22 protein-coding genes are annotated in these 25,571 nt (G+C 35.3%); 1 reads left to right on the plus strand and 21 read right to left on the minus strand.

Annotated elements, in window-relative coordinates; genetic code table 11:
• Positions 1 to 4: 4 nt before the first annotated feature.
• The 21 genes from A5880_RS01905 to glgB form a co-directional block, all read right to left on the minus strand.
• A complete protein-coding gene (locus A5880_RS01905; protein WP_086331526.1) occupies positions 5 to 1,549 on the minus strand; it encodes a hypothetical protein in 1,545 nt (514 codons plus the stop codon).
• A 384-nt stretch (positions 1,550 to 1,933) separates the two neighbouring features.
• Positions 1,934 to 3,376 (minus strand): amino acid permease, encoded by a 1,443-nt coding sequence (locus tag A5880_RS01910; RefSeq protein ID WP_086331527.1) that lies wholly within the window; start codon positions 3,374 to 3,376, stop codon positions 1,934 to 1,936.
• A 325-nt stretch (positions 3,377 to 3,701) separates the two neighbouring features.
• On the minus strand, positions 3,702 to 5,363 hold the full coding sequence (locus A5880_RS01915) for a hypothetical protein (RefSeq protein WP_086331528.1): 1,662 nt from the start codon (positions 5,361 to 5,363) through the stop codon (positions 3,702 to 3,704).
• 3 nt (positions 5,364 to 5,366) lie between these two features.
• On the minus strand, positions 5,367 to 6,098 hold the full coding sequence (locus tag A5880_RS01920) for an ABC transporter ATP-binding protein (protein WP_086331529.1): 732 nt from the start codon (positions 6,096 to 6,098) through the stop codon (positions 5,367 to 5,369).
• 34 nt (positions 6,099 to 6,132) lie between these two features.
• Positions 6,133 to 6,933 carry an ABC transporter permease gene (locus tag A5880_RS01925; protein WP_086331530.1) on the minus strand — a complete coding sequence of 267 codons (801 nt, stop codon included), beginning with the start codon at positions 6,931 to 6,933 and terminating at the stop codon, positions 6,133 to 6,135.
• Position 6,934: 1 nt separating this feature from the next.
• Positions 6,935 to 7,849, minus strand: coding sequence for an ABC transporter ATP-binding protein (locus A5880_RS01930; protein WP_086331531.1), 915 nt, complete (start codon positions 7,847 to 7,849; stop codon positions 6,935 to 6,937).
• 4 nt (positions 7,850 to 7,853) lie between these two features.
• Positions 7,854 to 8,585: a hypothetical protein gene (locus A5880_RS01935; protein ID WP_086331532.1), complete on the minus strand. Its 732-nt coding sequence runs from the start codon at positions 8,583 to 8,585 to the stop codon at positions 7,854 to 7,856.
• Positions 8,586 to 9,287 (minus strand): hypothetical protein, encoded by a 702-nt coding sequence (locus tag A5880_RS01940; RefSeq protein ID WP_086331533.1) that lies wholly within the window; start codon positions 9,285 to 9,287, stop codon positions 8,586 to 8,588.
• Entirely contained in the window at positions 9,284 to 9,982 is a 699-nt protein-coding gene (locus A5880_RS01945) for an ABC transporter ATP-binding protein (protein ID WP_086331534.1), read from the minus strand. The genes A5880_RS01940 and A5880_RS01945 overlap by 4 nt, the downstream gene beginning before the upstream one ends.
• Positions 9,982 to 10,347: a GntR family transcriptional regulator gene (locus A5880_RS01950; RefSeq protein ID WP_086331535.1), complete on the minus strand. Its 366-nt coding sequence runs from the start codon at positions 10,345 to 10,347 to the stop codon at positions 9,982 to 9,984. Before A5880_RS01950 ends, A5880_RS01945 begins: the two co-directional genes overlap by 1 nt.
• 269 nt (positions 10,348 to 10,616) lie before the next feature.
• Complete coding sequence (locus tag A5880_RS01955) at positions 10,617 to 11,663, minus strand: lysylphosphatidylglycerol synthase transmembrane domain-containing protein (RefSeq protein ID WP_086331536.1); 1,047 nt, start codon at positions 11,661 to 11,663, stop codon at positions 10,617 to 10,619.
• Positions 11,664 to 11,693: 30 nt separating this feature from the next.
• Positions 11,694 to 11,972 (minus strand): DUF1294 domain-containing protein, encoded by a 279-nt coding sequence (locus A5880_RS01960; RefSeq protein ID WP_086331537.1) that lies wholly within the window; start codon positions 11,970 to 11,972, stop codon positions 11,694 to 11,696.
• A 90-nt stretch (positions 11,973 to 12,062) separates the two neighbouring features.
• The gene (locus A5880_RS01965; RefSeq protein ID WP_086331538.1) at positions 12,063 to 12,965 is read right to left on the minus strand and encodes a diacylglycerol/lipid kinase family protein; all 903 of its coding nucleotides are present in this window, start codon (positions 12,963 to 12,965) and stop codon (positions 12,063 to 12,065) included.
• Positions 12,966 to 13,156: 191 nt separating this feature from the next.
• Positions 13,157 to 14,386 carry a peptidase T gene (pepT, locus tag A5880_RS01970; protein WP_086331539.1) on the minus strand — a complete coding sequence of 410 codons (1,230 nt, stop codon included), beginning with the start codon at positions 14,384 to 14,386 and terminating at the stop codon, positions 13,157 to 13,159.
• A gap of 22 nt (positions 14,387 to 14,408) precedes the next feature.
• A complete protein-coding gene (locus A5880_RS01975) occupies positions 14,409 to 15,527 on the minus strand; it encodes a Nif3-like dinuclear metal center hexameric protein (RefSeq protein WP_086331540.1) in 1,119 nt (372 codons plus the stop codon).
• Entirely contained in the window at positions 15,517 to 16,227 is a 711-nt protein-coding gene (locus tag A5880_RS01980) for a tRNA (adenine(22)-N(1))-methyltransferase (protein WP_086331541.1), read from the minus strand. Before A5880_RS01980 ends, A5880_RS01975 begins: the two co-directional genes overlap by 11 nt.
• A 199-nt stretch (positions 16,228 to 16,426) precedes the next feature.
• Positions 16,427 to 18,325, minus strand: a complete 1,899-nt coding sequence (locus A5880_RS01985) for an endonuclease MutS2 (protein WP_086331542.1) — start codon at positions 18,323 to 18,325, stop codon at positions 16,427 to 16,429.
• 383 nt (positions 18,326 to 18,708) lie between these two features.
• Positions 18,709 to 20,145 (minus strand): glycogen synthase GlgA, encoded by a 1,437-nt coding sequence (gene glgA / locus A5880_RS01990; RefSeq protein WP_086331543.1) that lies wholly within the window; start codon positions 20,143 to 20,145, stop codon positions 18,709 to 18,711.
• A gap of 3 nt (positions 20,146 to 20,148) precedes the next feature.
• A complete protein-coding gene (glgD, locus tag A5880_RS01995; RefSeq protein ID WP_086331544.1) occupies positions 20,149 to 21,297 on the minus strand; it encodes a glucose-1-phosphate adenylyltransferase subunit GlgD in 1,149 nt (382 codons plus the stop codon).
• Positions 21,284 to 22,429 (minus strand): glucose-1-phosphate adenylyltransferase, encoded by a 1,146-nt coding sequence (locus A5880_RS02000; RefSeq protein WP_086331545.1) that lies wholly within the window; start codon positions 22,427 to 22,429, stop codon positions 21,284 to 21,286. Before A5880_RS02000 ends, glgD begins: the two co-directional genes overlap by 14 nt.
• A gap of 80 nt (positions 22,430 to 22,509) precedes the next feature.
• The gene (gene glgB / locus A5880_RS02005; RefSeq protein ID WP_086331546.1) at positions 22,510 to 24,393 is read right to left on the minus strand and encodes a 1,4-alpha-glucan branching protein GlgB; all 1,884 of its coding nucleotides are present in this window, start codon (positions 24,391 to 24,393) and stop codon (positions 22,510 to 22,512) included.
• A gap of 396 nt (positions 24,394 to 24,789) precedes the next feature.
• Here glgB and A5880_RS02010 point away from each other — a divergent pair, with 396 nt between their 5' ends.
• Positions 24,790 to 25,536 (plus strand): SDR family NAD(P)-dependent oxidoreductase, encoded by a 747-nt coding sequence (locus A5880_RS02010; protein WP_086331547.1) that lies wholly within the window; start codon positions 24,790 to 24,792, stop codon positions 25,534 to 25,536.
• The last annotated feature ends 35 nt before the right edge of the window (positions 25,537 to 25,571 follow it).

A 25,571-nucleotide genomic window follows, 5' to 3' on the forward strand; every position in this document is an offset into this window, starting at 1 on the left:
CTGATTATTTTTCAATCGGCATCAAACTTAGTTTTTGCATATACTGATCCATCAAAATATAGCCTTCCAAACGACGCAATGCATCAACTGAACAGCGAACTTTTCTGCCAAATAAAGAACGACTGTATGCAAGTTCGCGCATTTCTTGTAAAAATTCATCTAAAGAAGCAACTAAACCGCCGCAACTTAAACGTCCACAAATCAAGACATCTTCTTTTCTTTGTCTAAGCACTTGTCCCCATGAGTAGTTCAAGTATTCAGCCTGTCCAATTTGGGTTAACAATTCTGAACGTAAGATACTTTTTTTCTGGTTATGATTTTTCTTTGTTGCTGCTCGCATTCGTTTGTTCATAAAACGTAAATAGATTTCATCTTCTAAATTTTCGCGCTCACTTTTAGAAAATTCTGGAATTCTAGGTGGAGCAGCAATCGTTTTACTACTTTTCATTAGTTTAGAAAAACGAGGCCAGTTGCTTGGTGTTGCCTTTGGTGTTTTCCTTTTTTTCAGAACCAACGAAGGTAACACAACTGTTTTCGGTTGTGTAGGAACTGCTTTTTTCTTTTCTTTCATCATTTCTGCTGATTTCCCAGCTTTCTCTGCTTGTTTGCGTTTCAACTTTTTAGAAGCACGAGAAGTTTTTACCGTTGTTTCTTGTTTTGGTTCCGGTTCTAAATTATTTTCTGTTTCTTGCTCTGGATAAGTTGTAATTTCTTCTACTGGGGAATCTTCTTGAATTGGTTTTTCCACCAATTCTTGTTCCAACTTTTTTTCTATCTCAATTCCCGCTGCTTTCATAGGTTCTTCTATTGCAGCAGTTTCTATTTCCTCACTTATAGGAGCATCAACAGGCTCAGTGTCGACCTCTACATCAATGGATGCCTCTTCTTGATCAGATTGCTGATCGTTATCTATTTCTGTGTTCTCATCTTCAATAACTAGGGGTTGCGCTCGTTTAAGATGAATCGTTTGTATGCTTCTAGAGATAATTGGCGTACTCTTAGAAGAAGTCATGTCCAATTTTCCATGATTGATTGTGTCCGTTAAATCAGTAATTATCTTACGAAGGCGGAAAATTTCATTTGACGTTTCAAGCATTTGTTTCATCATTCCTTGAATTTCTCCGGAATTCAAGGCTACTTCGCCTTTATGAACGAGTGAATGATCTTTTTTTTCAAGTACGATTTCTTCTAACCATTTTTTCAAACTTAAGCGCAAATCTCTTCTCGTAGGTTCAAAACTGCCTACATACAAAGTATAATACATCGTTTCTGTTTCAACATACATATAGATTTTCTTGACAACTAACTCTTCGAAATCTTCTGTTTCATCCCAGCTATCACAGATAGCATCAAAAAAGGCTTCACCCTCTGCCAAATTTTGATAATCTCTTGCTAGATTCAATTTTCGAACTAAGTAAAATGAATACGGAGTATCTACATTATCGGCATAAATCTCACGGCCTAAATAATCGGGATCAACTTCTTTACAAAGAAATGTTGATCTTTCTTCTTTTTCTGATTGACGTTGTCGCTTACTAATCGTTCTCACTTCCTCAATTTTTTTCCTGTATAAATCGTATCATTTTTTTAGAAAAAAGAACACACTTTCTATTCATTATACCTGTAAAAAGCAAAAAATGTTCTCATTTTTTTGCAAATATAAGAAATTAACAGAAAAATATTGATAATTATAACAATTTTTGATTATTTATGTTAATAAATCAATTCGATAGCTTTTTAACGACAAACAAAAAAGAGTATAGGATATGACTCTACGAGTCATATCCTATACTTGAGGAATCCGAATAAATGTTGTGAGCAGAAGCAACTCCTTCGGAAATATGCTGAAATTCACAAAAATTTGAAGAGCAATTTTCTTGAATCCATTCTCATTTCTCGGAGTTAAACACTTCTGTCCCAACCTCGTCTTCCATTAATTAATCGCTGCTTTCTTTTTATCACGGCGCGCAAGAGCTGGCAGTATCATACCTAATAAAATTAACACAACTGGCGTGATAATATTAGAAGCTAATTGGAAGAACCATGCTTTAGGATCTGCCGCAAAATCTACTTTTGGCACCATTCCTAAGATACAAGCAAAAGCTGTAAATAAGAAACACCATAAACCAAAGGCAAACGCAATTTTTGGATGTTTTATAAATTTGTATTCAGACGTATAATTTTTATACGCTTTATTCAGCATCATATAGGCAAAGAATACCCATAGATAACGCATCGGCATTACAACTGAATTTAAATTAGTCAACCATTTCACTAATTCTTTGATGTTGTCGATACCAAACATTGGTAATACGATGATGATACTTACCAAGATACCTGTTAAAAGATACCCATTAATCAATGTCCCTTTTTTACTTCTTTTACGTAAAACTGCTGGTACAAATTCTGGATCAGCGTCAGCTAGAAGAATTTGTAAGGGTGCATCAATTGAAAATGCTAACGCAGAAATTTGTCCAATCCCATTTGTGATTGCATAAATGATCATTAACAAGTTCCCAACACCGTAATATTCACCTAGCAATTGAAAGGCTGTATAGGCACCATTGGCCATTAGATCTTCTGGAATATTATTACTTGCAAAAAGCATTCCCATCGCAAATGAACCTAAAACCGCTGAAACACCAACCATTGAAGCTAAGAAAATCATTCCTTTAGGGAACTCTTTCGCTGGGTTTCTCATTGAATTTACATAAGGAGAAATCTTTTCCGCTCCACCTACTGCAAAAACGAGCATGGACACCGTCGTAAAGTAACTAAAATCGAATTTAGGAATATACGTACTGATTTTATCCATGTTAGGCGTAGCAAATTCAACTGTTGAATTCATCATTGGTGCGCCTACTGCTAATAAAATAAATAACATCGACATGACAAAAATCGCTGTTCCCGCCATTCCACCAATCACTTTTAAGGTCATTAAACCTTTAGTAGATAAAAGTAAGAATATTAAGAAAATAGCTAAAGAAATCAAGGTAATGCCAACGACTGAAAAATTATTGACGATATCGCCATTTCCTTGAATTGCCCAACCAAAAGCAATCAATACTAGTTGAGGTTTTTGAGCTAAGTAAGGGATATGTACAACCCAGTACGTCCATGCGGCATAATAAGCCAAACGTTTCGTACTCGTATTTTGAACCCACGAACTTACTCCTCCACTACTGTCTTTAAAGGTTGAACCAAGTTGTCCTACGATCAATGCGTAAGGAATAAAATATAAGACCAAAATTAAAACCCATGATGTCACAACAGAAATTCCTTGTTGTGCATAGTTATTCACGACATTTCCTAAGCCCCAGACCATATTAAAAGCGATCAGACCAACGGTAAACCATCGTAACTGCTTTTGTTCCATCAAAACACTCCTAATCATAATTAAAGATAAAATATCCTTTTAATCATAATCATTTTTATCCATTTAAACAAGCTTTCATTTGTATAAATATCGATTTTATCAGCAATTTATTAGATTAATCAGAAAACAACTATCTTTTCTAATAAAACATCCTTTGTATCTATTTATTTTTGCAAAAAAAGCTGAAAACATCTTTAAAAAGACATTATCAGCTTTCTGAATTTCACAAGAGCTCTTCTAATGAAACAATCGTTATTTTATAATTTCAGGTGCATACACTAAAAATTGAAGACTTCAAAAACAATCGTTTCTACCCCAATTTCAGTCAATGTTTAATTCTAAATGTTTTTGGTGCTTTCTTATAGACAACAACAAAACCGATTGTCACATAGATTAAACTAATCAGAGATACTAAAATAACATAGCGATAACCAATTGAACCTAACTGTAAATTAGCGTATGAAATTCCATAAAAAACACCTGCAATAATTTTGTATAGAGGGCTAACAATTTCCATATCTCCAGTAAATGGTTGAACTAGATAATAAACAAATAGTTCATGGAAAGAAAATAAAAGCGACAAAGCAACTAAAAGCAGCAACAATACGCCAAAAAATTGCCAATCCAAAATAAAATCATTCATTAGTTGAAAAAGCACATAGCAACTAAAAATCCCTGCTGAAATCACACTATTATAATAAAAGGTCTGCTTAAAGCGATAATTAAACCCAGTAATAATTGTTCTAGCTTCACGATAAAATGGATAGTACAACATTGAAACATCACAATTAACAAACACCATCTGAACAACCTTTTTACCAAATGTAGCTAAGTACATGATAAAAAATAAGATGGGTAATGTCTGGATAAGTTCCTCCCCTTCCGTCTTGGCAAATACACCAAATAGACTAGCGCAAACGATGGCTATCCAAGCAGCAATAATAAAATAAAAACGAAAAACTAAGGATTTATTTAAAATCGAACGGTAACGACTAAATAACAAGGCATTTAAGTACTGACTACCAGATAATTGTTGGAATGTTTGATCCGTAGCTACAACCAATTTTTTCTGCATCGCAAAGCCTTGATTTAAATATTGATTTTCTGTATTGGAAAAATCATTTAGTCTTTTTAAATTTAGACTCGCACGCTCCAACCAAAACAGTAAAAAATCGTTCTCATCTTTGAATCTAAGCAAACCTCTCAAACTTCCGATAAAGAAAATAAGTAGGAATAACAGTCCCCACCACGACAAAAGAGCATACATAATAAATGATACAAAGCCATAATATTCAACCCAACCGCAAAATATTAGTATAGATACCCCAATCAGTGTTCCAACTAGTTTTCTTCTTAAATTAGTAAAACGCCACGCATACGCTAAACGCCCAAATAATAGAAATAAATATTGACTACCTAGGTAGCTCAAAGGAACAAAGATAACCACAGGTACTATCTGTCCAGATAATACGCCTAAAACAAGAGCGGCTGGAATATAAACTAGAGCTTGGTAACTACTATCAAGTAGCATGGTTCCTCTAACAACAATCGTTCTAGACAAAAGAAATTCTTCATAAAAATCAATAATTTTTTTATCTATAATCAGCGTAAACTGACCATAAAACCCGAAAAATAACACAGTCAAAACCAACCAGAGAAACAATCCATGTAGAAAAACGCCTGGTCTGAATGCAAAGAAGACGGCCAAAAAAGGTTCTTGGGTATTCAAACTTTCTATAAATGCCGCAATTGTAATATATATGGTCAACCAGAAAAATTTATTTATGATGCTAGATGCTCCCCCAAATAAAAAGCCAACAACTGCTATTGCTTGTTTTACAGGATAATAACTGTATAGGTACATCGGGATTTTTTCTCCGATAAATGGAATTTTTTTTAGAAAATAAATTAAGGCGTTTATCTTTTTAGTCACACGAGTTAATTTAAAGTATTTATAGTTTCGTAGATAGGTAAAAAACAAGTCCATCTTTCACCCCTCCATTTTCTCAGCGCTTGAATCGTTCGCCTCTGATAATAGCTGTACTATTTCTTCTTCAAAATCCTTCTCATGAATTCGAGTTGAATCAACGCCGGTAAGCTTTTTTTGATGAAGTAAAACAACTTCATCACACAAATCCTGTGCTAATTGCAAAATATGTGTAGAGAAAATTACAATACTTTGACTTTTTGCCTTTAAAATTAACTCTTTCATTTCATGAGCAGCAACCACATCAAACGACGTTAATGGCTCGTCTAATAACAAAACTGGCGGTTGAACAATTAACGAAACGAGCATTTGCACTTTATTTTGCATACCATGAGAGAAATCCTTTAACAATCGATGCTGATCATCCGGTTTAATACCGACAGTCGTTAAATATTCTTGTGGGGATTTAGGTTCTTGAATCCGTTCTTTATTGATATCGATAAAAAATTTGACAAATTCAGTCGCTGTCATAAATGCTGGTAAATGAGGCATAGTATAAACAAATCCAATATCTGTGTTTTCGTAATCTGTTTGCATTTCTTCGTTTTCCCCTAAACGGATCTGTCCTACATCTAGAGATAGATTTTTTGATATGCAATTGAATAGTGTTGTTTTTCCAGCGCCATTTCTACCTAACAATCCATAAATTTTTCCTTTTTCAAAAGTATAACTTGCATGCTCAATAATCGATTTTCCTTCAAAATTTTTACATACATTTTCCAACACCAATTTCATTTTTTCTCCTACTTTCCCGTTTAATAATATTTTATCAACTTAACGAGACGTCTCTCTTTTTGAATAGTAATTGCATTCCTACATAAATAATTAAGCTGTAAACCAAAATACCACCTGCCATTTGCCAAAAACTCAACCCATTTTCAGCACCACTATTGTTCATAATCGCATTTTTGATACTTAACAAATTAAATGGGTTCCATTTCAACCACTCATACTTTTTAAGTAATACAGTCAAAAATGAATTAATAATGCTGCTGCCAAATAACACACCTAAACCAACACCTACAGCTAAACTTTGAGAGCGAATCGCTGCCGAGATAAATAACGTGATTGTAATATACAAAAGAATTAGTAATAGGTTCGCTCCTGCATATGCTCCAGCAACTTGCAATGCGTTCCAACCATGATAACCTTCCACAATAGCTAAAGGTGACTCTGATGTTAATAGTAGATTTGCAGAGACAAAACTACTGATAAATAAAACAACTGTTCCAATAACTCCATATATTAAACTAACAATAAATTTGGAAAACAGTATTTGGCTCCTTGTAAAAGGGCGTATCAATAAAAATTTGATGGTTCCTCGACTAAATTCTTCGGCTACGATCGACGCTGCAACAACCACTACAAATAAATTAAGAAATGATGTCATCTCCGTTAAGCTAGCAAAGAGATCGTTGGCCTTCACCATAACCTCCCCATTTTCTGTTCTAGCTGTTGATCTAACTATAAAGGTCAACCCAAAGGTCATTGCGACTAAAATAAGCCACATGATCCATGATGATTTTTTCTTGATCAATTTGATCCATTCGTTTTTTATTAATGCGCTCATCTTATAATCCTCCTTCTTCTGTCCAACGTAAGAAGTTCTCTTCTAGAGAATCTACATGAACTTTTACTTCTTTGATACCGATGCCAGCTTCCACTAGTAGTTTGACAAGTGTTGTTCGAGAGTCTTCAGGTAATTCAACTTTAAGGTAATTTCCATCAATGACGACGGTATATTCTTTTTCCTCCAGAAAGGTCAACGCTTGTTGTTGTTGATCTGTTTCAATTAAAACAACAAATGCCTGTTCTTCATCTGGATTATTCATCGGCCCAACGTACGTAATTTCTCCTTTTTGAACAATCACCAAATCATCACATAATAATTCCATATCACTTAATTGATGACTAGAAATCAAGACACCCACACCTTGGCTTTTTAGCTCTTGGATCATCTCACGAAACTCTCTCATCCCTTTTGGGTCTAAACCATTCATCGGTTCATCTAACAGCAATAAATGAGGCTGATGTAAAATAGCCTGAGCCACACCTAGTCGTTGACGCATCCCTAAAGAATAGGTCTTTACTTTTTGATCGATGTTATTTTCCAAATGCACACTGCGAATCACTTCATCTAATTTTTCATTAGTAATGGTTTTTGATGACATTCTTACGTATTGCTTTAAATTTTCCCGTCCAGTCATATAATTATAAAATTCTGGATTTTCAACAATCGCTCCTACATGAGTCATTGCTTCTTTAAAATCAGTTGAAAGAGAGCGCCCAGCTATTTGAATTGTCCCATTGTCATGACTCATCAATCCGACCAACATACGGATAATCGTTGTTTTTCCTGCCCCATTTGGCCCTAATAAGCCTGTGACTTTTCCACTATCCACACTAAAAGAAGCCTCATTAATAATCCTCTTTTTGCCTATACGCTTTGAAATATTCTCTACATTTAATACTTGTTCATGTCTCATTCACTTACCTTCTTTCCGCTTCAATATAGTTCTTCAAAATAAAAATACATGCTATACTACTTAAACTAAGTGTAATAACATCAAACAACACATCGGACAAATACAACGGAACATATCCTACTTTAAACTCGATTTGATAGGCTCCTACAAACTTGCTCTCTCTATAAATGGTTAACAGCTTATTACTCATTATTATTTCCAGAATGATAAAAACAAAAAAACACGTATACTTTGTCAGTTTTTGAAATTTTCTACTCACTCGTTCGCTGAGTGTACAACTCAATAAATAAACAAACTGAAAATAAATAGACAACGATAGAAAAAAATACCCCCCAACTAACAAATGTTTCCAATATTCTTGAAATTCTTTCATCATTAATTGTTGCTTTAACCCCAACATTAGAACAACAAAACTACTATAATAAATAAGTAATAAAACCATCGTTGTAACGCAGCTAAACAAGATATTACTGAAATAAAACGTTCCAACGTTAATCGGCAGTAAACGATAATGACTTTCTCTCCATGCCTTTGTTTGACGCGATAATTCCCAAACAAGATGAAAAAACAAGAAAAAAAGTAATACCACTAAAAGCACCTGAGGGATACCTGTAAGTGATTCTTTTTGAATCCCTAGTCGATAGAACATATACCCACTAAAAATGAAAAAGCTAGTCCCGCTAAAAAGCCAAAAGCCACGGCTTTCTTTACTGAATTCTCTCCATAAAGACCACATTTAGCGCCCCTCCGCTTCTATAAATTGGTTAATAATCCACGTCGTAAGAATAAAATAGCCAACAATACTTATTGATTGAAGGGATAAAATGACTAGATTTTTTTGACTAACACCAAAAACGGTCACTAAAAAGTCTTTGCTTATTTTTGATATAAAAAAAGACAAATGATTGAGTAACAACCCTAATAAAAGAAACAACCCAATACCAAGATATAAACGAATGCTCTTTTGAACCCATCGTTGGAAAACAAGTGATAGATAAAATATAAATTGAATCGATAAAAACAAACTGATCATCTCTAATACAGTGATTAAAAACTCTTGCCAAGTCATTAGCAAATAAACATCTACGTTTACTAAAAGAAATTGAACAATCACTCCAACAATCATATTTCCTATAAAAAACAGCACACCAATCATGAGACTGAACAACACATTGTACAGATAAAGCCTCTGGGTACTTATTGGCAACAAACGAAATTGAATGGTTTGAAAAAATTGATAGATACGATTCGTTTCAACCACAAAAAAGAGAATAAAATAAAAAACCAGTGAAAAAAACAACAATCCAAAGCTTAATTCCGTAGAACGTTGCTCAACATTCAGTATACTAACTAAACCTAAAAGCCCCGTTACAACAAAGGTACTGCTATAAAGTAATATATGTTTCTTTGCTAACAGATGAGGAAGTATGTTTATCATATTTCATACACCTCACGATATAATCCTTCCAAATCCTTATGTTTAACTTCTTTGATTGCTTCTAAAGATTCATGAAGAATAATTTGTCCATCACGTAAAAACATCACTTCATCGATGATATTCTCTATTTCTTTTAATTGATGGGTCGTAATAATAATCGTACTTTCCTCATCAAACCATTGTAGTAAAGACTGGATAATTTTTTCTCTTGATAGTAAATCAACACCACTTAACGGTTCATCTAGTAAGTACAGTTTAGCTTTTCTTGCCAATGTCATACTTAATGCAAATTTCTCGGCATTCCCTTTTGACAAGTTTCCTATTTTTTCTGACTCATTCAAATTCATGAAACGCAGCAGTTCATAGGCTCTCCGTTTGTCAAAATCTGTATAAAAACGATCATAAAATGAAATAATTTCTTCTAATTGCTGATTTGCTGGAAAACTATTTTGATCTTCTAGATACGCCACAAATGATTTGGTTTTTGTCCCAACCACACAATCATCAATCATTATTTGCCCTTTCCAATTTAATGCTAATCCAGAAAGTAGACGCATAATCGTCGTTTTCCCAGAACCATTTTCCCCAATCAATGCAATAATCTTGCCTAACGAAGCAGACATATTCAACTCGGTAAAAATTTGCTTCTTTCCCTTACGGTAACTTAACTGTTCGATTTTGACTAACTCTTTCATTACTTGTTCTCCCTTTGAGTATATTCTTCAAGTACCTCTTTTACTTGATCTTGTGTCAAACCAAATTTTTTCATCTCCGCCAAAAAATCCTCAATCACTTGATCTATCGTTTGTGACTTTAATTGACTGATTTTTTCAGCATCTTCCGTTACAAAACGTCCCAACCCTCTTTTAGAATATAAGATATTCTCTCGCTCTAATTCTTGTAACGCTCGTTGTACCGTATTAGGATTCGTTGCTAACTCGACCGCCAGTTCTCTAACTGCCTTCACCTTTGTACCTGGTTGTAAGGACCCAGAAACAATTTGCTGAATGATAAAATCCATAATTTGTAGATAAATTGGTCGATCTGTAAGGAAATCCATCATTTTACCTCCATTTTGATTGATCCAGAACTAGTGTACTAATTAAATGGTACACCTGTTTTAAAAAAAGTGCAATAACTTTTTTTAAGAGAGGATTTTTATTTATAAAAAAAACACATAATGCATTTTTTGCACTCTGTGTTTTGTGAAAGGGGACAGAAAAACGAAGAAGCGCTAGGTGCAGAAGTAACTACTACGCTTAACTTCGATTACATCAGGTTCTAAGGGCTAAACCACTAAAATTTGACGGCTTCTATCCCAAACTCAGGTCATTCTTCTACATTTTTCTTTTTTTCTTCTCGTACAACATGAAGTTCTTTTTTGATCTCTTGTCTTTTTTCAATCAAGACATAACCAAAACCAATTAGAAAAGGTAAAACAAAGCTACCAAAACGATACAACAACAATGATGAAACTGCGTCAACCGTTCCAACTAAAGGTCTAAATAGTAGCAAGTAAACAAATTCAAAAGGGCCAATTCCTGCTGGTGTGGGAAATACTCCCGATAAAATGACTGAGAAACTAGTAAATGATACCACCAATAAAAAATCAATATTGGGATGATTTTCAATCAAAACAAGATAAGGAATCACATACCAAAAGAGTAACTTCGCTACATTCCAACCAAAAATTCGGATCATCGCCGAGCGGTCTTTGGTAATCGTCTGAACTGTTTCACGCAATGAATAAATCTGCATATTCGCTTTATCTACCCAATCGCGTAATCCTTGGCGTTTAAAATGTTTGTTCGTCCATTTAACAAGAAACACTTGTAAGTTGATGCTACTTGAAAGAATCAGCAATGAAAAAATAATGGCAAAAGTTAAAATAACACCAACTAAGATAAAGGGAATCATTTTGGGCGCGCGTTCGTAAAATAGAGAAAACTGGATGACTAATCCAAGGACGGATAGAAAAATAACAGCCACCTTATACATAATCATGTGAAGTGCTGTAACACCTATGCCTTGAGAGATAGACAGCTTCTTTTTCTTATAAAAATAGATTTCTGACAGTAGCGTTCCTGTACCAAATGAAATCACACGATAAAATGCGACATAACAAGAGGTAAAAAAACCATCTTTTGTTGTAAAATCGTTCTGAAAACAAGACGCAATTTCTTTGATGGAACGTCCTTCGACTATTTGATATAGGACTCCCAACAAAACAACCATCCCGACAACGACCCAACTTGTTTGCATCAATTGACCAAAGATATCACTCAAAGAATTATCCATCACATAGATAATGATACCGATCAATAAAACTAACAAACCAATGTTCAATAAAACATTTGCTTTTGAATTGCGTTTCATGGTTTCTCCCCACTAAATTCGTATTCACGATTATCGTTTATAACTAAAATAAATCATGGCAATAGCCACTAGTGTACCAAAAATAAAGAAAAAATAAAAGCGGAACTTTCTGGTCTTGTGATGAAAAAGTTGCTGTGCTAACAAACCGCCGATACCACCGCCGATCACTCCGATAAACAACAGATCAAATTCAGGCACGCGCCATTTTTTTCTTTCCGCACGCTTTTTATCAAAATACATTGCAAAAAATTCAGATATATTTACAATTAATAAATAAATCCAAGGTAAATGTTTTAACAACCCATTCATTTCTCATCCTCCAACATCGTTCTTCTAATAGAATACCTTGAAAGAGTCGATCATGTAAAGTTAATTCAACAAACAACAGGAAAAATTTTTCTACGATGCAGGCACAAAAACCGTCATCCCACGTTTGATGACTTTCATCTGAATCGGTAGGTCTTCACTAGGATCACCATCGACTCGTGTACCAACTTTTTTCTCTCCTTTGCTTTTGATCATAACCTCAGATGCAGTCAAGTATTTTATTCCTGGAATGTCATAGATTTTTCCAGAAATGATTTTAGGTAAATAAAAAGCTAATTTAAAGAAATTTAATTTAGGCAAAATCGTCAAATGAAACAGTCCATCATCAGGTGACGCTGAATCATCAAAGTTTGTGTAACCACCAACTGAATTCGTCATTGTAATCGTTACAAGTTGGGTTTTCCCTTGCCATTGTTCTTTTCCTGCAGTTATTTCTAGACGATACCTTTTTTTCTTGGCTAGTAATTTGAAAAAATTTCTTATAAAAATCAATTTACCATACTTTTGTTTATCTTCTTGACTGATTCGAGCTGCAGTATCAGCCAAAATACCGATTGTCATGGTGCTAACAATAACCTGATCGTTGATTGTTCCATAATCGATTTTTCTAGTATGACCAGCTAAAATCACATCTGCTGCTTCTTCAAATTTCGTTGGAATAGTTAAAACTTTTGCCATATTATTAACCGTCCCACCGGGCAATAAACCTACATTTAAATGAGGGAGTTCATTTTTGAAATCAGCAATATTATGGTTGATCGTTCCATCACCACCGATAAAAATAAGCGTGTCTATCTTTTCTTTTTTTGCCTTTTCAACTGTTTTAGCGCCATCGCAATCTGGTCCAACTTGCTCTAATAGAAAGTGCACATCTGTCTTCCCTTGCTCTTTGGCATAGGTCACAAATTGTTCTGCTAACTCTTTCCCTTTATCTTTACCAGATGTTTCGTTAAAAAGAATCATTACATTTTCCATTGATTTGCCTCCTCAGTCGCATAGAATTAAAATAAACGGTAGAAATACAAACAACACCTTTTTAAATAAGCTGAAATTCACAAAAATTTGAAAAGCAATTTTCGTGAATTCCCTCTTATTTCTAAGAGTAAAACGCTTCTTCATATACCCTGGCATTTACTCTTTATGATCTTTTTTACCATCGATAACCATTATTTGGCATTATTTTCAGCAATTTTCACAATGACATTTGTTGCTTTTTCCATTGCTTGCAAGGATACATATTCAAAGCGTCCATGCATATTTTCACCACCAGCAAAAATATTAGGCGTTGGAATCCCTAGATAAGAAATTTTTGACCCATCCGTTCCCCCGCGTACAGGTTCTATCAACGGCTTAATACCTAATTCGATCATAGCATTTTTTGCTAATTCGATAATGCTCATATCTTTTTTGATTACTTCACCCATATTATAATACTGATCAAACAGATCGATTTGAACACGTTCTTGATCAAATTTTTGATTAATTGTTGCTTGGATTTTAGTGATCAACTCTTTTCGTGCTTCAAATCTTTCACGGTTATGATCTCTGATGATATATGTCATTTTTGCTTCTTCTGGTGAGCCACTCATTTCAGCTAAATGGAAGAATCCTTCAGCACCATCTGTTTTTTCCGGCACTTCGTCTTCCGGTAATTGGTTGTGAAAATCAATGGCTAATTGCAAGGCATTAATCATCGTATTTTTTGCTGTTCCAGGGTGAACATTTTTTCCTTGAATCGTAATCTCTGCTTGAGCCGCATTGAATGTTTCATATTGCAATTCACCAACTGGACCGCCATCCATCGTATAGGCAAAATCAACATCAAACTGCTCTACATCGAATTTATCTGCGCCAACACCGATTTCTTCATCTGGGCCAAACGCCACACGGATTCTGCCATGTTTAATTTCTGGATTGTTGATTAAGATTTCCATTGCTGTCATAATTTCAGCAATACCAGACTTATCATCTGCACCAAGTAATGTTGTACCGTCTGTTGTGATTAACGTTTGGTTTTTATAATTTTTTAGATTAGGAAAATCTGTCGTATTTAAGGTGAATTTTCCTTCTTTATCTAATTTAATTGTTGATTCTCCATCATAGTTTTCAATCACTTGAGGATTTACACCTACAGCGTTGAAATCAGCTGTATCCATATGTGCAATAAAGCCAATTGAACGAACGTCTTTTGCTACATTACTTGGCAACGTAGCAATCACAAAACCATTGGCTTCGTTGTAAGTAACATCAGCCATACCAAGATCTTCTAATTCTTTTTTCAACGTTTGTGCAAAATCTACTTGTGTTTGTGTTGAAGGGGTAGTTGTACTTTTTGGATTTGAACGTGTTTCTGTTTTAACGTAGCGTAAAAAGCGGGGCAATAAATTTTCATACATGGATAAGTTCCTTCTTTCTGTTTTATCTAAATTGAAAAGGGTTCGTGTTTACCTCGGATTCAATAAACGTAATGTCCCAATTGTATTCTTTTTTCCATTGATTGAATAGTTCTACTAGATGTTCTTTACATAGTTGTTCGATATAGTGACCTGGGTCGATTACAGACAACCCTTCTGTCAACATATCATGACCTGTATGATAATAAACATCACCGGTAATGTATACATCTGCTTGTTTTTTGATCGCATCACGGAAAAATTTTTCGCCGCTGCCACCACAAATAGCCACTCGTTGGATCATTTTGGTCTCATCTTCAGCGACAATTCTTAGACCATCTAAATGAAATTTCTCCTTTACAATAGAAGTAAACTCTTTTAAAGAAATTGGTTTTGTTAACTGTCCAACTCTTCCTAAACCATATTCTTCGGTATGATTTTCAATCGTATACACATCATACGCTGGCTCTTCGTAAGGATGAGCGTCAAGCATTGCTTGAACGACTTTACTTTGAAGGGTTTCAGGAAAGATAACTTCTATCTTTACTTCTTGAACAGCTTCTTCTTTATCGATTTTTCCTATTGTCGGATCAGCGCCCGCTGTAGGCGTAAATCGACCTGTTCCCACTACAGAATAGCTTGTGTTTTTGTAATTACCTTGTGTTCCAGCACCTGCCTTACCAAGCGCTTGACGCATATGTCCAGCATCATCCGCTGGCACAAAAACGGCTAGCTTCTTATAGGTAATCGTATGTGTTTTGGTTAAATAGGTCGTCTCCTGAATGTCTAATAGTTCGCAAAACCAATCATTTAAGCCATTATGAATAATATCCATATTTGTATGGGCGGCAAAAACAGCGATGTCATGTTTTAGTAAATCGGCATACATTTTTGTTTGGAGATCATCTGTGTCCAAACGTTTTACCGGTCTAAAAATCGGTGGATGTTTCGCAATAATCAAATCTACTTGTTTTTCAATAGCTTCGGCTACGACTTCTGGTCGAACATCTAACGTTACCATAACGCGGTTTAGTTGTTTGTTCAGTGTACCAATATGCAACCCAACAGGATCTCCTGCTTCAGCTAACCATTGAGGGCAATAAGCTTCAAACCGTTCAATGAATTTATTTCCATCAAGACTCATGGGATAAAACCTCCTTGATTTCAGCGATTTCTTGCTCTATTTGTTGGATTCTAGCGTGTTGGTCACCAGCAGCTTTTGATAATTGTATCAAAATGCGTTGCCGCTGAGTTAATTCTCCTTGCCATTTTTTATGGAAAATTGGTGATCGTTTTTTTAGCAATATCGGTCCAAACAATCGCTCTTTTTCTGTGTATGCTTGTCTGGTCGACTGTCTAGAAGCAACAATGATTTCATAGATTTTATTATTTTCTTCTAAGATATCTTCTTCAACAATTGTATATCCATGAACAGTTAACCAATCGCGTAGTGTTTTTTCTCCAATGTTCGGTTGTAACACTAGATATTCATTTCCATTTAATCGCTGATTATTCCAGCCTGCTTCTAATATATCACGGATTAAAGCGCCGCCCATTCCGCAAATTGTCACTGCATTGATTGCATCCGTCGGCTCTATAGCATCTAGTCCATTGGCTAAGCGGACCGTTATTTTTTCGTCCAATCCATTTTTTCTTACTTGTTTTTTAGCCGATTCATAGGGTCCTTTGACTACTTCACCAGCAACTGCAAAATCAAGTTTGTTTTGTAACATCAAGGCAACTGGTAAATATGCATGATCTGAGCCGATATCCGCTAAACGACTTTTTTCGGGAACAAATTCCCCGACATGTTTTAAACGTTTTGATAATTGATTTTCATTCATTCGTCATCTTCCTCCGTGGCTATTATACCATTGAAAAAAGGGGTTGAAAACTTTGACACAAACATAGTGACTGAATAAGTGGAAAAAGGAGGAGCAACAGCTACGCTACGTTTCGATCATATTAAATTCTAAATGTGAAAGCACTAAGATTGGGCGTTTTTTTCTTTCTCTGAGTTAAACGCTTATCGCTGAACCTTATTCATCCATTGTTTTTTCTTGCTTGCATTTCTTTCTTTAATTTCTTGTAGGCTTTTTTTGACCCTCGTTCTAAGTCTCTTTGTTTCTTTCGTTCGTGGTAGTCTTCAAACAATGAGTCTAGGTCATAGTTTGGCGGATATAGGTCGCTTGCGCTTCTTTCTAGTTTTAGTTGGCGTTTATGAACTGTCTTTTTTTCGTTATCAACGTATATGATTGCCTTATCGGTCATCTCTATCTGATCATAGATTAGTACGATTTCTTTTTTTTCAGTCCAAAATACACGATCGCCTTTTTGATAGGTTGGAAATACCCGTGGTGCTTCTGTTTTAGCTGTGTTTTTAGAGAATCGGTATTTTTCTGTTGAATACTCACGTGTCTGCAGATAAGTTTGTGCTTGTTTGACTACGGTTTTCTCTAAATTCATTTTATTAGCGATCCAAAAGGCATTGCTTTCTCCTGTTTCGCCCAAAATCAATTGATATTTTGGTGTGAGTGTTTCTGCATCAAAGGCCATCGCTGCTGTGATAAAGTCTTCATGTTGTTCTGAGAATCGCTTGATTTCACCATAATGAGTGGTGGTTAAGATGATACTGCCTTTTTTATAAAAAGCTTCCATGATAGCTATGGCCAAGGCTGCTCCTTCATTTGGTTCGGTTCCGCTACCGACTTCATCTAATAAAATTAAACTATTTCCTTTTGTTTTGGCTAAAATTTCAGAGATGTTCCCCATATGTCCCGAAAAAGTACTCAATGCGTTTTCAATACTTTGTTGATCCCCAATATCAACAAAAATTTGATCAAAAATAGCAATATTGGTACCAATATCTGCGATTATTTGCAGACCAATCATTGTTTGTAATGAAATTAATGCAATAGTCTTTAAAACAACTGTTTTGCCACCAGCATTTGGGCCAGTAATGGTTAATCCACGATACTCTTTGCCTATTGACAAATTCAATGGTACAGCGGACTCGCCTAACAGCGTATGTTTTACATTTACAAACTCAATGATACCGTCTTGATTTAGTTTAGGTTCTATACCGTTGATTTCTCTACTATATTTTGCACGTGCAAAAATCATATCGTATTGGGCAATGATTTCTAAATTTGATTGAATTGTGTTCATTTGTTCAGCAATCAATCCAGTTAAGGTTGAGAGAATTTGATACACTTCCGTCGCTTCTTCCATCTTTAATTGATAGAGTTTGTCATTAAGTTTTATCACACCTGCAGGTTCGACAAAAACAGTTGTGCCCTTTGAAGATAGCTCAACAATTGTGCCTGTTATTTGATTTTTATAAGTTGCTTTGATCGGTATAGTATAACGGTCATTTTTCTTAACGATGATTGCTTCTTGAATTTTCGATTTATTTTGTGCTTGTCGAAGAAAGGATTGTAGTTTCGTTTCGATTTCTTTGTCACATTCTTGAAGTGATCTTCGGATTTTTCGCAATTCCCGACTGGCATCATTTTCGATTTGATTGTTACGAATGACTTGATAAATTTCTTTTTCAATCTCAGGAAATACCTGTAATGATTTACCATATTTCGCTAAAAGCGGCGCTATCCATTCATTTTTTTCCATAAATTGCTGAATCAAACGATTACTTCTCAAAAAATCTGCATAGCTGACTAATTCGCTTGGATCTAAAATAAACCCCTTTTCTACTTGATTGGTCAATTGTTTAATAGTGTTTAATCCCATAAACGGCGCATGTAATTGAGCATCCAATAGCGCTTTTGCTTCTGAAGTTTCTTGCAGTCGTTTTTTTACAACATCGATTTTATTGCTCGGTTTTAAATTTTGGATCAATTCTTTTCCGTAAGAACTAACCGCATGATTTTCTAGTGTTTCTTTGATTTGATTAAATTGTGTTTTTGTATAGGTTTCTTGGTTCATTGATATCTCCTTTTCTTTTGGAGATACCTATCTTTTATGAATAACGGAAAGAATATGCAGATAGATGTAAACGAAAAAAGCAATAAAGGCACCTGCCCTTATCGCTCATGATTCAACAAATATAGATGACTAAAATGTACAGTCTATCAAGTATTTATATGAGATAAGATAGGTATCAAACTTAGGTATGCCAAAGAAGCCTTCTAAAAATGGCTAATTTCTTCAGCTATTCATTTCCTTGGGTTTAGATACTTACACTCACAAAAACACCTCAATGGCTTTCTTTGGTTATTCATTTCTCGCTACGAGTATACCTCAGTTTTTTGCCTCAGTCAATCTTTACCCAGCATGAAACAATCTATTGGTTATTCGCTTGCTCTTTACTACAATCCTACTACCTTTTGATATAGCTCTAAGTAAAGTTGGCTGGATTTGTTCCAGCTAAAATCTTTTTTCATTGCTGTTTTAACTAAATGCTCCCATGTTGTTTGATCATTCCGATATAAATCAAGAGCCATTTGTGTGGCATACCTTAAATAATATGCACGAAACTCAGAAAAACCAAAACCAGTCCCCTCTTTTTTCACAGGATCAAATGGAACAACCGTGTCTTTTAGACCGCCAATTTCATGAACAATCGGCAACGCCCCATAACGCATAGCAATCATTTGAGAGAGTCCGCAAGGTTCTGTTGCAGAAGGCATCATAAATAAGTCGGAACCCGCGTAAATCAACTGGGCCAGTTCTACATCAAAGGTGAGCGTTGCTTTCAATGTATTCGGATATCGTTCACTAAAGGATCGAAAAGAACGTTCAATTTCAGGATCTCCTGTCCCTAGTAAAACAAGTTGAATATCATTTTCCAATAATTTGCCTAACTCCTCTAAGAGCAGTTGGAAGCCTTTTTGAAACGTCAGTCGACTGACAATCCCAATCAATGGCACTTCTTCACGAATTGGCAAATTCATTTTTTTTTGCAAAGCTTGCTTGTTCTGTTTTTTTCCAGATAGTTCTTCCACTGAAAAATTTGCTGGAATGAGCTTGTCGGTCTCAGGATCATTTAGCTCATAATCGATTCCGTTTAATATCCCACTTAACTTTCCCTCTTCCAAACGTAAAACGCTGTCCAACCCGAAACCAAACTCTGATGTTTTTATCTCTTGTGCGTAGCTTGGACTAACTGTATTTATTCGATCGGCATAGATAATACCCGTTTTTAAATAATTAAGTCCATCACTAAATCGAACAATATCATTATCATGACTAATTAGTTCCAGTCCAAACAAATCAAGCAATGAATTAGAACTATACGAGCCTTGAAATTCAATATTATGGATGGTTAAAATTGTTTTTATTTTAGAATATGCAGAGTTTGCTTGGTACTTTTTCTTTAGTAAAAAAGGGATCATCGCTGTATGGAAATCATTAATGTGAATAATGTCAGGAAAAAATTTGATGTGCTGCAACATTTCGATAATAGCTAAAGAAAAGAAGGCAAAGCGTTCGCTATCATCTTCATAGCCATATAAATGTTCACGATCAAAATAATAGTTGTTATCAATAAAATAATACGTTACGTTATTCATGACGAAACGTTTGATCCCACAATATTGGTGCCGCCAACCAACATCTACATAAAATGAGGTAAGCTCTTCGCATTGTTCCTTGAAGATGTTAGGCATTTTGGTGAAATAAGGCAATACCACAGAGAGATGTTCTCCTTTTTTAGCTAATTCTTTTGGTAACGATGCGGCCACATCACCTAGACCGCCTGTTTTGAAAAAGGGGGCACACTCTGCTGACGCAAATAATATATCCATGGCTCATACCTCCCTAATCACATCGGCTGAAACAATTTGATTTTTTTGAATTACTATCGGCTTTCCCTTGGTTCCCACGATCCGCACTCCAGCATCAACAATAACATTCTTATCTAAAATAGCATATTCGATTACTGCATTTTCAGCTACTTTAGCATTAGACATTAGGATCGAGTCCTTGATTTTAGCTCCTTTTTTGATGACTGTTCTCCTTGAGACTAGACTATTTTCCAACTTTCCTTCAATAATACAGCCTGTTGCGCATTGACTATTTTTTACACTTGATTCTGCAGAATAATAAGTTGGCACTTCATTTCTTCTTTTCGTGTAAACTTTTTGTTTTGCATACATCAATGCTCGAAATTTTTTCTCATCAAGCATATCCATATTCGCTTGATAATAAGAGGCAACGTCAATAATGTTGCTTAAATATCCAGTGTATTCATGTGCTGTTGTTTGAACGTCACTGATTCTCTCTCTAAAAAATTCGTTAAGATTGATTGGGCTATCTTGTTGTTGCCCAATACTCAGTTGCTCAATCAGCCAATTTGTCTGAATAATGTAGATATTCATTGAGAGATTTAATGCTCTTATTTCTTTAGAATCCGGATTTTTTTTGTAAATTTCCTCCACATGTCCATTCTCGTCAATTTGAAGAAGTGCATCTTCTTTTGATAGATGAGCATCTTCCATTTTCTTATAGACAACAGTTATTGGGTTATTATGGGATTGATGTGTTTTCAAAACAGCATTGAGATCAATCGTGCATAACATATTGCTACCCATAAAAACAGTGTATTCTGATTCAGACTTTTCAAGATAATCAATAATCGATGCGTAATAAGGAAGACCTTGCGCTTTTTCTTTTATAAAATCTTGATAAAAGTAAACGAAATAGCGATTTTGTAATGAATCTAAATGCCACTCTCTACCGCCTCCGATATGATCGAAAACAGAGCGTGTTTCTCCTTCATTAAAGATCATAAAAATCGAATGAACATTGGCATTGGCAATACTTGAAAGAGGGAAATCGATCAATCGATACTTACAATCAAATGGTAATGTATCTAACGGTCGATTTTCTGTTAGTGGCAACAGTTCTTGAAATCTTGTGACATTTCCTAAAATGGCACACATTTTATTCGTTTTCATCACTTTTCACTCCGATCACTTCTGAATAACCGATTACCGCGATTGTTCCTTCTTGATAAATGTGTTCATGATCTCCTACAATTGCGTCTTCTCCGATAATTGCATTTTTGATTTGAACCTGTTTGCCAATCTTCGCACCAGGCATGATTACGCTATTTTCTATGATTGACCCAACTTTTACTTGAACATCTATAGATAAAATACTATTTTTGACAGTTCCAGCTACATAACAACCATCTCCAATTAATGAATGTTCAACAGAAGCTGATTCAGTAATAAAATGTGGCGGTGAAATCATATTTTTTGAAAACATACGCCAATTTTTATTTCTCATATCTAAATGATTGTTCAATTCGATAAATTCCATGCTAGCTTCCCATAAAGAATCAATCGTCCCAACATCTTTCCAATAACCATTAAAATGATACGCATATACATTTTCATCGGCTTCCAAATAGGACGGAATTACATGTTTACCAAAATCTAACATCTGTCCATCTTTGGCATAGCTATTCACCAACACTTTTCTCAAACAAGCCCAATTGAAAATATAGATCCCCATTGATGCTAGATTACTTTTCGGTTTGGCTGGTTTTTCATCAAATTCGATAATGCGATCCTTTTCATCTGTATTCATGATGCCAAATCTGGAGGCTTCTTTCATCGGCACTTCAATCACCGCGACCGTCAAAGAAGCGTCATTTGCAATGTGCTCGTCCAACATTTCATCGTAATTCATTTTATAAATATGATCTCCTGATAAAATCAATACATACTCTGGATTCATCTGATCGATATAAGCAATATTCTGGTAAATAGCATGCGCAGTTCCTTCAAACCATTTTTCGCCATCAGAGCTGGAATAAGGTTGTAAGATCGTTACCCCAGAATCAATGCCATCTAAACCCCAGCTAGAACCATTGCCAATATGGCTATTAAGCGCTAATGGTTGATATTGCGTCACCACTCCGACATTTTTAATACCAGAATTGATACAATTACTTAATGTAAAATCTATGATTCGATATCTGCCGCCAAAAGGTACTGCTGGTTTTGCGATATTTTTCGTTAATTTGCCTAAACGCGTTCCTTGTCCTCCAGCTAAAATCATTGCAAGCATTTCTGTCTTCATATATTGCGGGTGACATAATCACCCTGCCCCCTTTCAAAAACGCATGTTCATTTTTTAGATTACTTTTTTACCTTTCACCTTTAGATAAACAATTTTTTCGGCTTTAAAATAATCGCTCCCAGAGAGGGAATAATTGTCTGAATACAGTGATTAAATTGCTTGAATCTTTCTTCTTTTGAAGTAGCCGCCTGATTCCCTGCAGTCCAAGTTCCACCATACTCTTTCAACTCTGTGTTGAGTATTTCTTCATAAACTCCAGAATAAGGAACACCAATCGTAAAATTTTTTCGCTCAATAGGGGAAAGATTCAGCAACACAATTAAAAAGTCCCTCTCTTTCTTCCCCTTACGTATAAAACTCAAAACCAGCTCTTCACTATTATCTGCATCAATGATTTCGACACCCTCAGGCGCATGATCTAATACCCAAAGCGCTTTTTCCTTTTGATAAAGCTGGTTAAGAACCTTTGTAAAATGCTGCATACAATGATTTAGAGTATCCTCAAGGTCACACCATTCAAGCTGATCATCAGACTTCCATTCTAAAAATTGTCCCCATTCACTGCCCATAAACAATAATTTTTTCCCTGGATGAGTCATCATATATACATACAAATTACGTAATTGAGCAAATTGCTTATAGCGATCGCCCCACATTTTATGCATCAAACTTCGCTTTCCATGAACCACTTCATCATGTGACAAGGGTAACAGATAACGTTCATTCATTCTGTACATAAAAGAAAATGTCAGCAAACGAAAATGATGTTTCCTAAACTTTGCATCCATCTCATAAAAATGTAAAACATCATTCATCCACCCTAAATTCCACTTATAATCGAAGCCTAAAGAACCACTTGTAAGTGTCCCTGTAATTTGCGTTTGCGATGTACTTTCTTCTGCGATCATGAGGACATGAGGATGCTTCTGCTTAATCACTGCGTTTAGCTTTTGTAAAAAATAAAAGCCTTCCCAATTTCGATTACTTTCATTATCATTTAATGTAAACGGTCCTTCATCATAATCCAAATACAGCATATTTGAAACAGCATCTACACGAATGCCATCAATATGGAAACACTCAATCCAATGTAAGGCACTGGAAATTAAAAAACTTTGTACCTGGGGCTTTCCTAAATCAAAATTCAACGAGCCCCACCGAACATTTTTCGCTCGAACTGAATCCGTATATTCAAACTGTGGTGTCCCATCATAATAAGGCAACGCATCATCATTAATACAAAAATGTCCCGGCACCCAATCAACCAAGACCCCAATATTATTCAAGTGACAGGCTTCAACAAAATCCTGAAACTCTGCCGGTGTGCCATAATACGAACTAATTGCAAAATAACCAATCAACTGATACCCCCACGAAGCCCCCAAGGGATGTTCCATTAAAGGTAGAAATTCTATATGAGAAAATCCCAGCTCTTTGACGTAAGGAATCAAAGCTTCTTTTAGTTTTTGAAAGGTATAAGGTGTACCATCTTCTTCACATTTCCATGAACTTGCATGTACTTCATACACATTTAATGGTTGTTGAAAATGATCCTCCTGTTTCTTTTGCTGTAACCATTGTCCATCACGCCATTTTTTAGCCGGTATTGTGCCAATCACCGCAGCGTCATTCGGGCGCTTCTCAAAAATAACAGCGAACGGATCGATTTTATAGACCTCCTTGCCATCTGCTTGCTTTACCAGATATTTATATAAATCACCTTCTTTTGGCTCTGTAGTAAATAGTTTCCATACGCCAAACGGTTCATCTTGTTCCATCAGTAAAGAGCATTCCCAATGATTAAACGTACCAACTAACCAAACAGCTTGAGCATGGGGGGCCCAGACTCTAAAAACATAACCGGCTTGATTATTGTGATTGACTGGATGTGCCCCAAAGTAATGTTGACTATAAAAATTTTCACCTGTTTCAAAACGTTTTAGCTGATTTTTTTCACTAGGCATATCCATACTCCTCTCACATAGCTTTGAATGTCAGATAATGAAAAAAGTTACAGAAAACATATCTATTTTTCTGAAACTACTGTGCGAATTTGGCAACAGACAACTACAAAAGTATCTGAAACCTCACACTTGTCAGCGATCAAACATTAAAAATATCTGAGTAATTATACATTAAATCTAACAACAAACTGAAAAAAAAGAAAGAAATATCCCTCCAAAATTGAATAAATTAGACAGTGAAAATTACTCATACCAACACAGAAACTATTTGTTCAACGAAGCCTCTTATTTCTACTGTTATACATTAGTTAATGTTTAAAATTATTTACATTTTTCGGATTCGATGCTATATTTAGCTTAATAAGAAACAAAACAACATCAAGGAGGAGGCAACACATGAACATTTCGTTTAAAGATAACGTTGTCATTGTTACTGGATCAACATCAGGGATTGGTGAAGCAACAGCAAAAGAATTTGCACAAGCAGGTGCAACGGTTATCGTTTGCGGACGCAGAGAAGATAAAGGTGAAGTCGTGGTTGAAAAAATCAAGGAGTATGGTGGCAATGCTTTATTTATCCAGACAGATGTAACGGACGATTCTAGCATGCAACATTTGGTGGAAGAGGTTATAAAACAATTTGGAAAAATCGATGTCTTGATAAATAATGCTGGCGTTTATAGGTCTTTCCCTTTTGAACAGATTGATATGGAAAAAGAATACGAAGAACTCTTTAACATTAATGTTAGGAGTTATATTTATCTATCAAAATTGGTTTTGAAGTATATGTTAGAACGCGGAACTGGAAACATTATTAACATTGCTTCGGTTGGTGGATTAAACGGCGGCCCTGGTATTGCCACTTATTGTGCATCTAAAGGAGCGATTTTACAATTAACCCGTTCAATGGCAAAAGAGTTCGGTGGACGTGGGATTAGAGTAAATAGTGTACTACCAGGCTTAATTCACACTGAAATGATGCCTGAAGGTGGACCAATGGATCAAGTGATCGATACCATGATTCCTTTAAAACGAGCAGGACAAAGTCAAGAAATTGCACAACCAATCCTCTTTTTATGTAGCCCATATGCTTCATTTATCAACGGCGCATCCATCATGATCGATGGCGGTCAAAGTGCATAATTAAGTAAAAAAAGAAAGTGACTGGGAAAAACTCA

Origin of the sequence: Enterococcus sp. 4G2_DIV0659 (genome assembly GCF_002140715.2) — a bacterium.
Classification (GTDB): domain Bacteria; phylum Bacillota; class Bacilli; order Lactobacillales; family Enterococcaceae; genus Enterococcus_L; species Enterococcus_L mansonii.

Bases quoted from the DNA above. Each gene is read 5' to 3' on its own strand.
- glgA (WP_086331543.1), bottom strand. From the start codon at position 20,145: ATGGATATATTATTTGCGTCAGCAGAGTGTGCCCCCTTTTTCAAAACA.
- A5880_RS01910 (WP_086331527.1), bottom strand. From the start codon at position 3,376: ATGGAACAAAAGCAGTTACGATGGTTTACCGTTGGTCTGATCGCTTTT.
- A5880_RS01950 (WP_086331535.1), bottom strand. From the start codon at position 10,347: ATGGATTTCCTTACAGATCGACCAATTTATCTACAAATTATGGATTTT.
- A5880_RS01945 (WP_086331534.1), bottom strand. From the start codon at position 9,982: ATGAAAGAGTTAGTCAAAATCGAACAGTTAAGTTACCGTAAGGGAAAG.
- A5880_RS01980 (WP_086331541.1), bottom strand. From the start codon at position 16,227: ATGAATGAAAATCAATTATCAAAACGTTTAAAACATGTCGGGGAATTT.
- A5880_RS01975 (WP_086331540.1), bottom strand. From the start codon at position 15,527: ATGAGTCTTGATGGAAATAAATTCATTGAACGGTTTGAAGCTTATTGC.
- A5880_RS02010 (WP_086331547.1), top strand. From the start codon at position 24,790: ATGAACATTTCGTTTAAAGATAACGTTGTCATTGTTACTGGATCAACA.
- A5880_RS01940 (WP_086331533.1), bottom strand. From the start codon at position 9,287: ATGATAAACATACTTCCTCATCTGTTAGCAAAGAAACATATATTACTT.
- A5880_RS01960 (WP_086331537.1), bottom strand. From the start codon at position 11,972: ATGAATGGGTTGTTAAAACATTTACCTTGGATTTATTTATTAATTGTA.
- glgB (WP_086331546.1), bottom strand. From the start codon at position 24,393: ATGCCTAGTGAAAAAAATCAGCTAAAACGTTTTGAAACAGGTGAAAAT.
- A5880_RS01985 (WP_086331542.1), bottom strand. From the start codon at position 18,325: ATGAACCAAGAAACCTATACAAAAACACAATTTAATCAAATCAAAGAA.
- A5880_RS01965 (WP_086331538.1), bottom strand. From the start codon at position 12,965: ATGGAAAATGTAATGATTCTTTTTAACGAAACATCTGGTAAAGATAAA.
- A5880_RS01915 (WP_086331528.1), bottom strand. From the start codon at position 5,363: ATGGACTTGTTTTTTACCTATCTACGAAACTATAAATACTTTAAATTA.
- A5880_RS01955 (WP_086331536.1), bottom strand. From the start codon at position 11,663: ATGAAACGCAATTCAAAAGCAAATGTTTTATTGAACATTGGTTTGTTA.
- A5880_RS01925 (WP_086331530.1), bottom strand. From the start codon at position 6,933: ATGAGCGCATTAATAAAAAACGAATGGATCAAATTGATCAAGAAAAAA.
- A5880_RS01930 (WP_086331531.1), bottom strand. From the start codon at position 7,849: ATGAGACATGAACAAGTATTAAATGTAGAGAATATTTCAAAGCGTATA.
- A5880_RS01935 (WP_086331532.1), bottom strand. From the start codon at position 8,585: ATGTGGTCTTTATGGAGAGAATTCAGTAAAGAAAGCCGTGGCTTTTGG.
- pepT (WP_086331539.1), bottom strand. From the start codon at position 14,386: ATGTATGAAAATTTATTGCCCCGCTTTTTACGCTACGTTAAAACAGAA.
- A5880_RS01920 (WP_086331529.1), bottom strand. From the start codon at position 6,098: ATGAAATTGGTGTTGGAAAATGTATGTAAAAATTTTGAAGGAAAATCG.
- A5880_RS02000 (WP_086331545.1), bottom strand. From the start codon at position 22,429: ATGAAGACAGAAATGCTTGCAATGATTTTAGCTGGAGGACAAGGAACG.
- glgD (WP_086331544.1), bottom strand. From the start codon at position 21,297: ATGAAAACGAATAAAATGTGTGCCATTTTAGGAAATGTCACAAGATTT.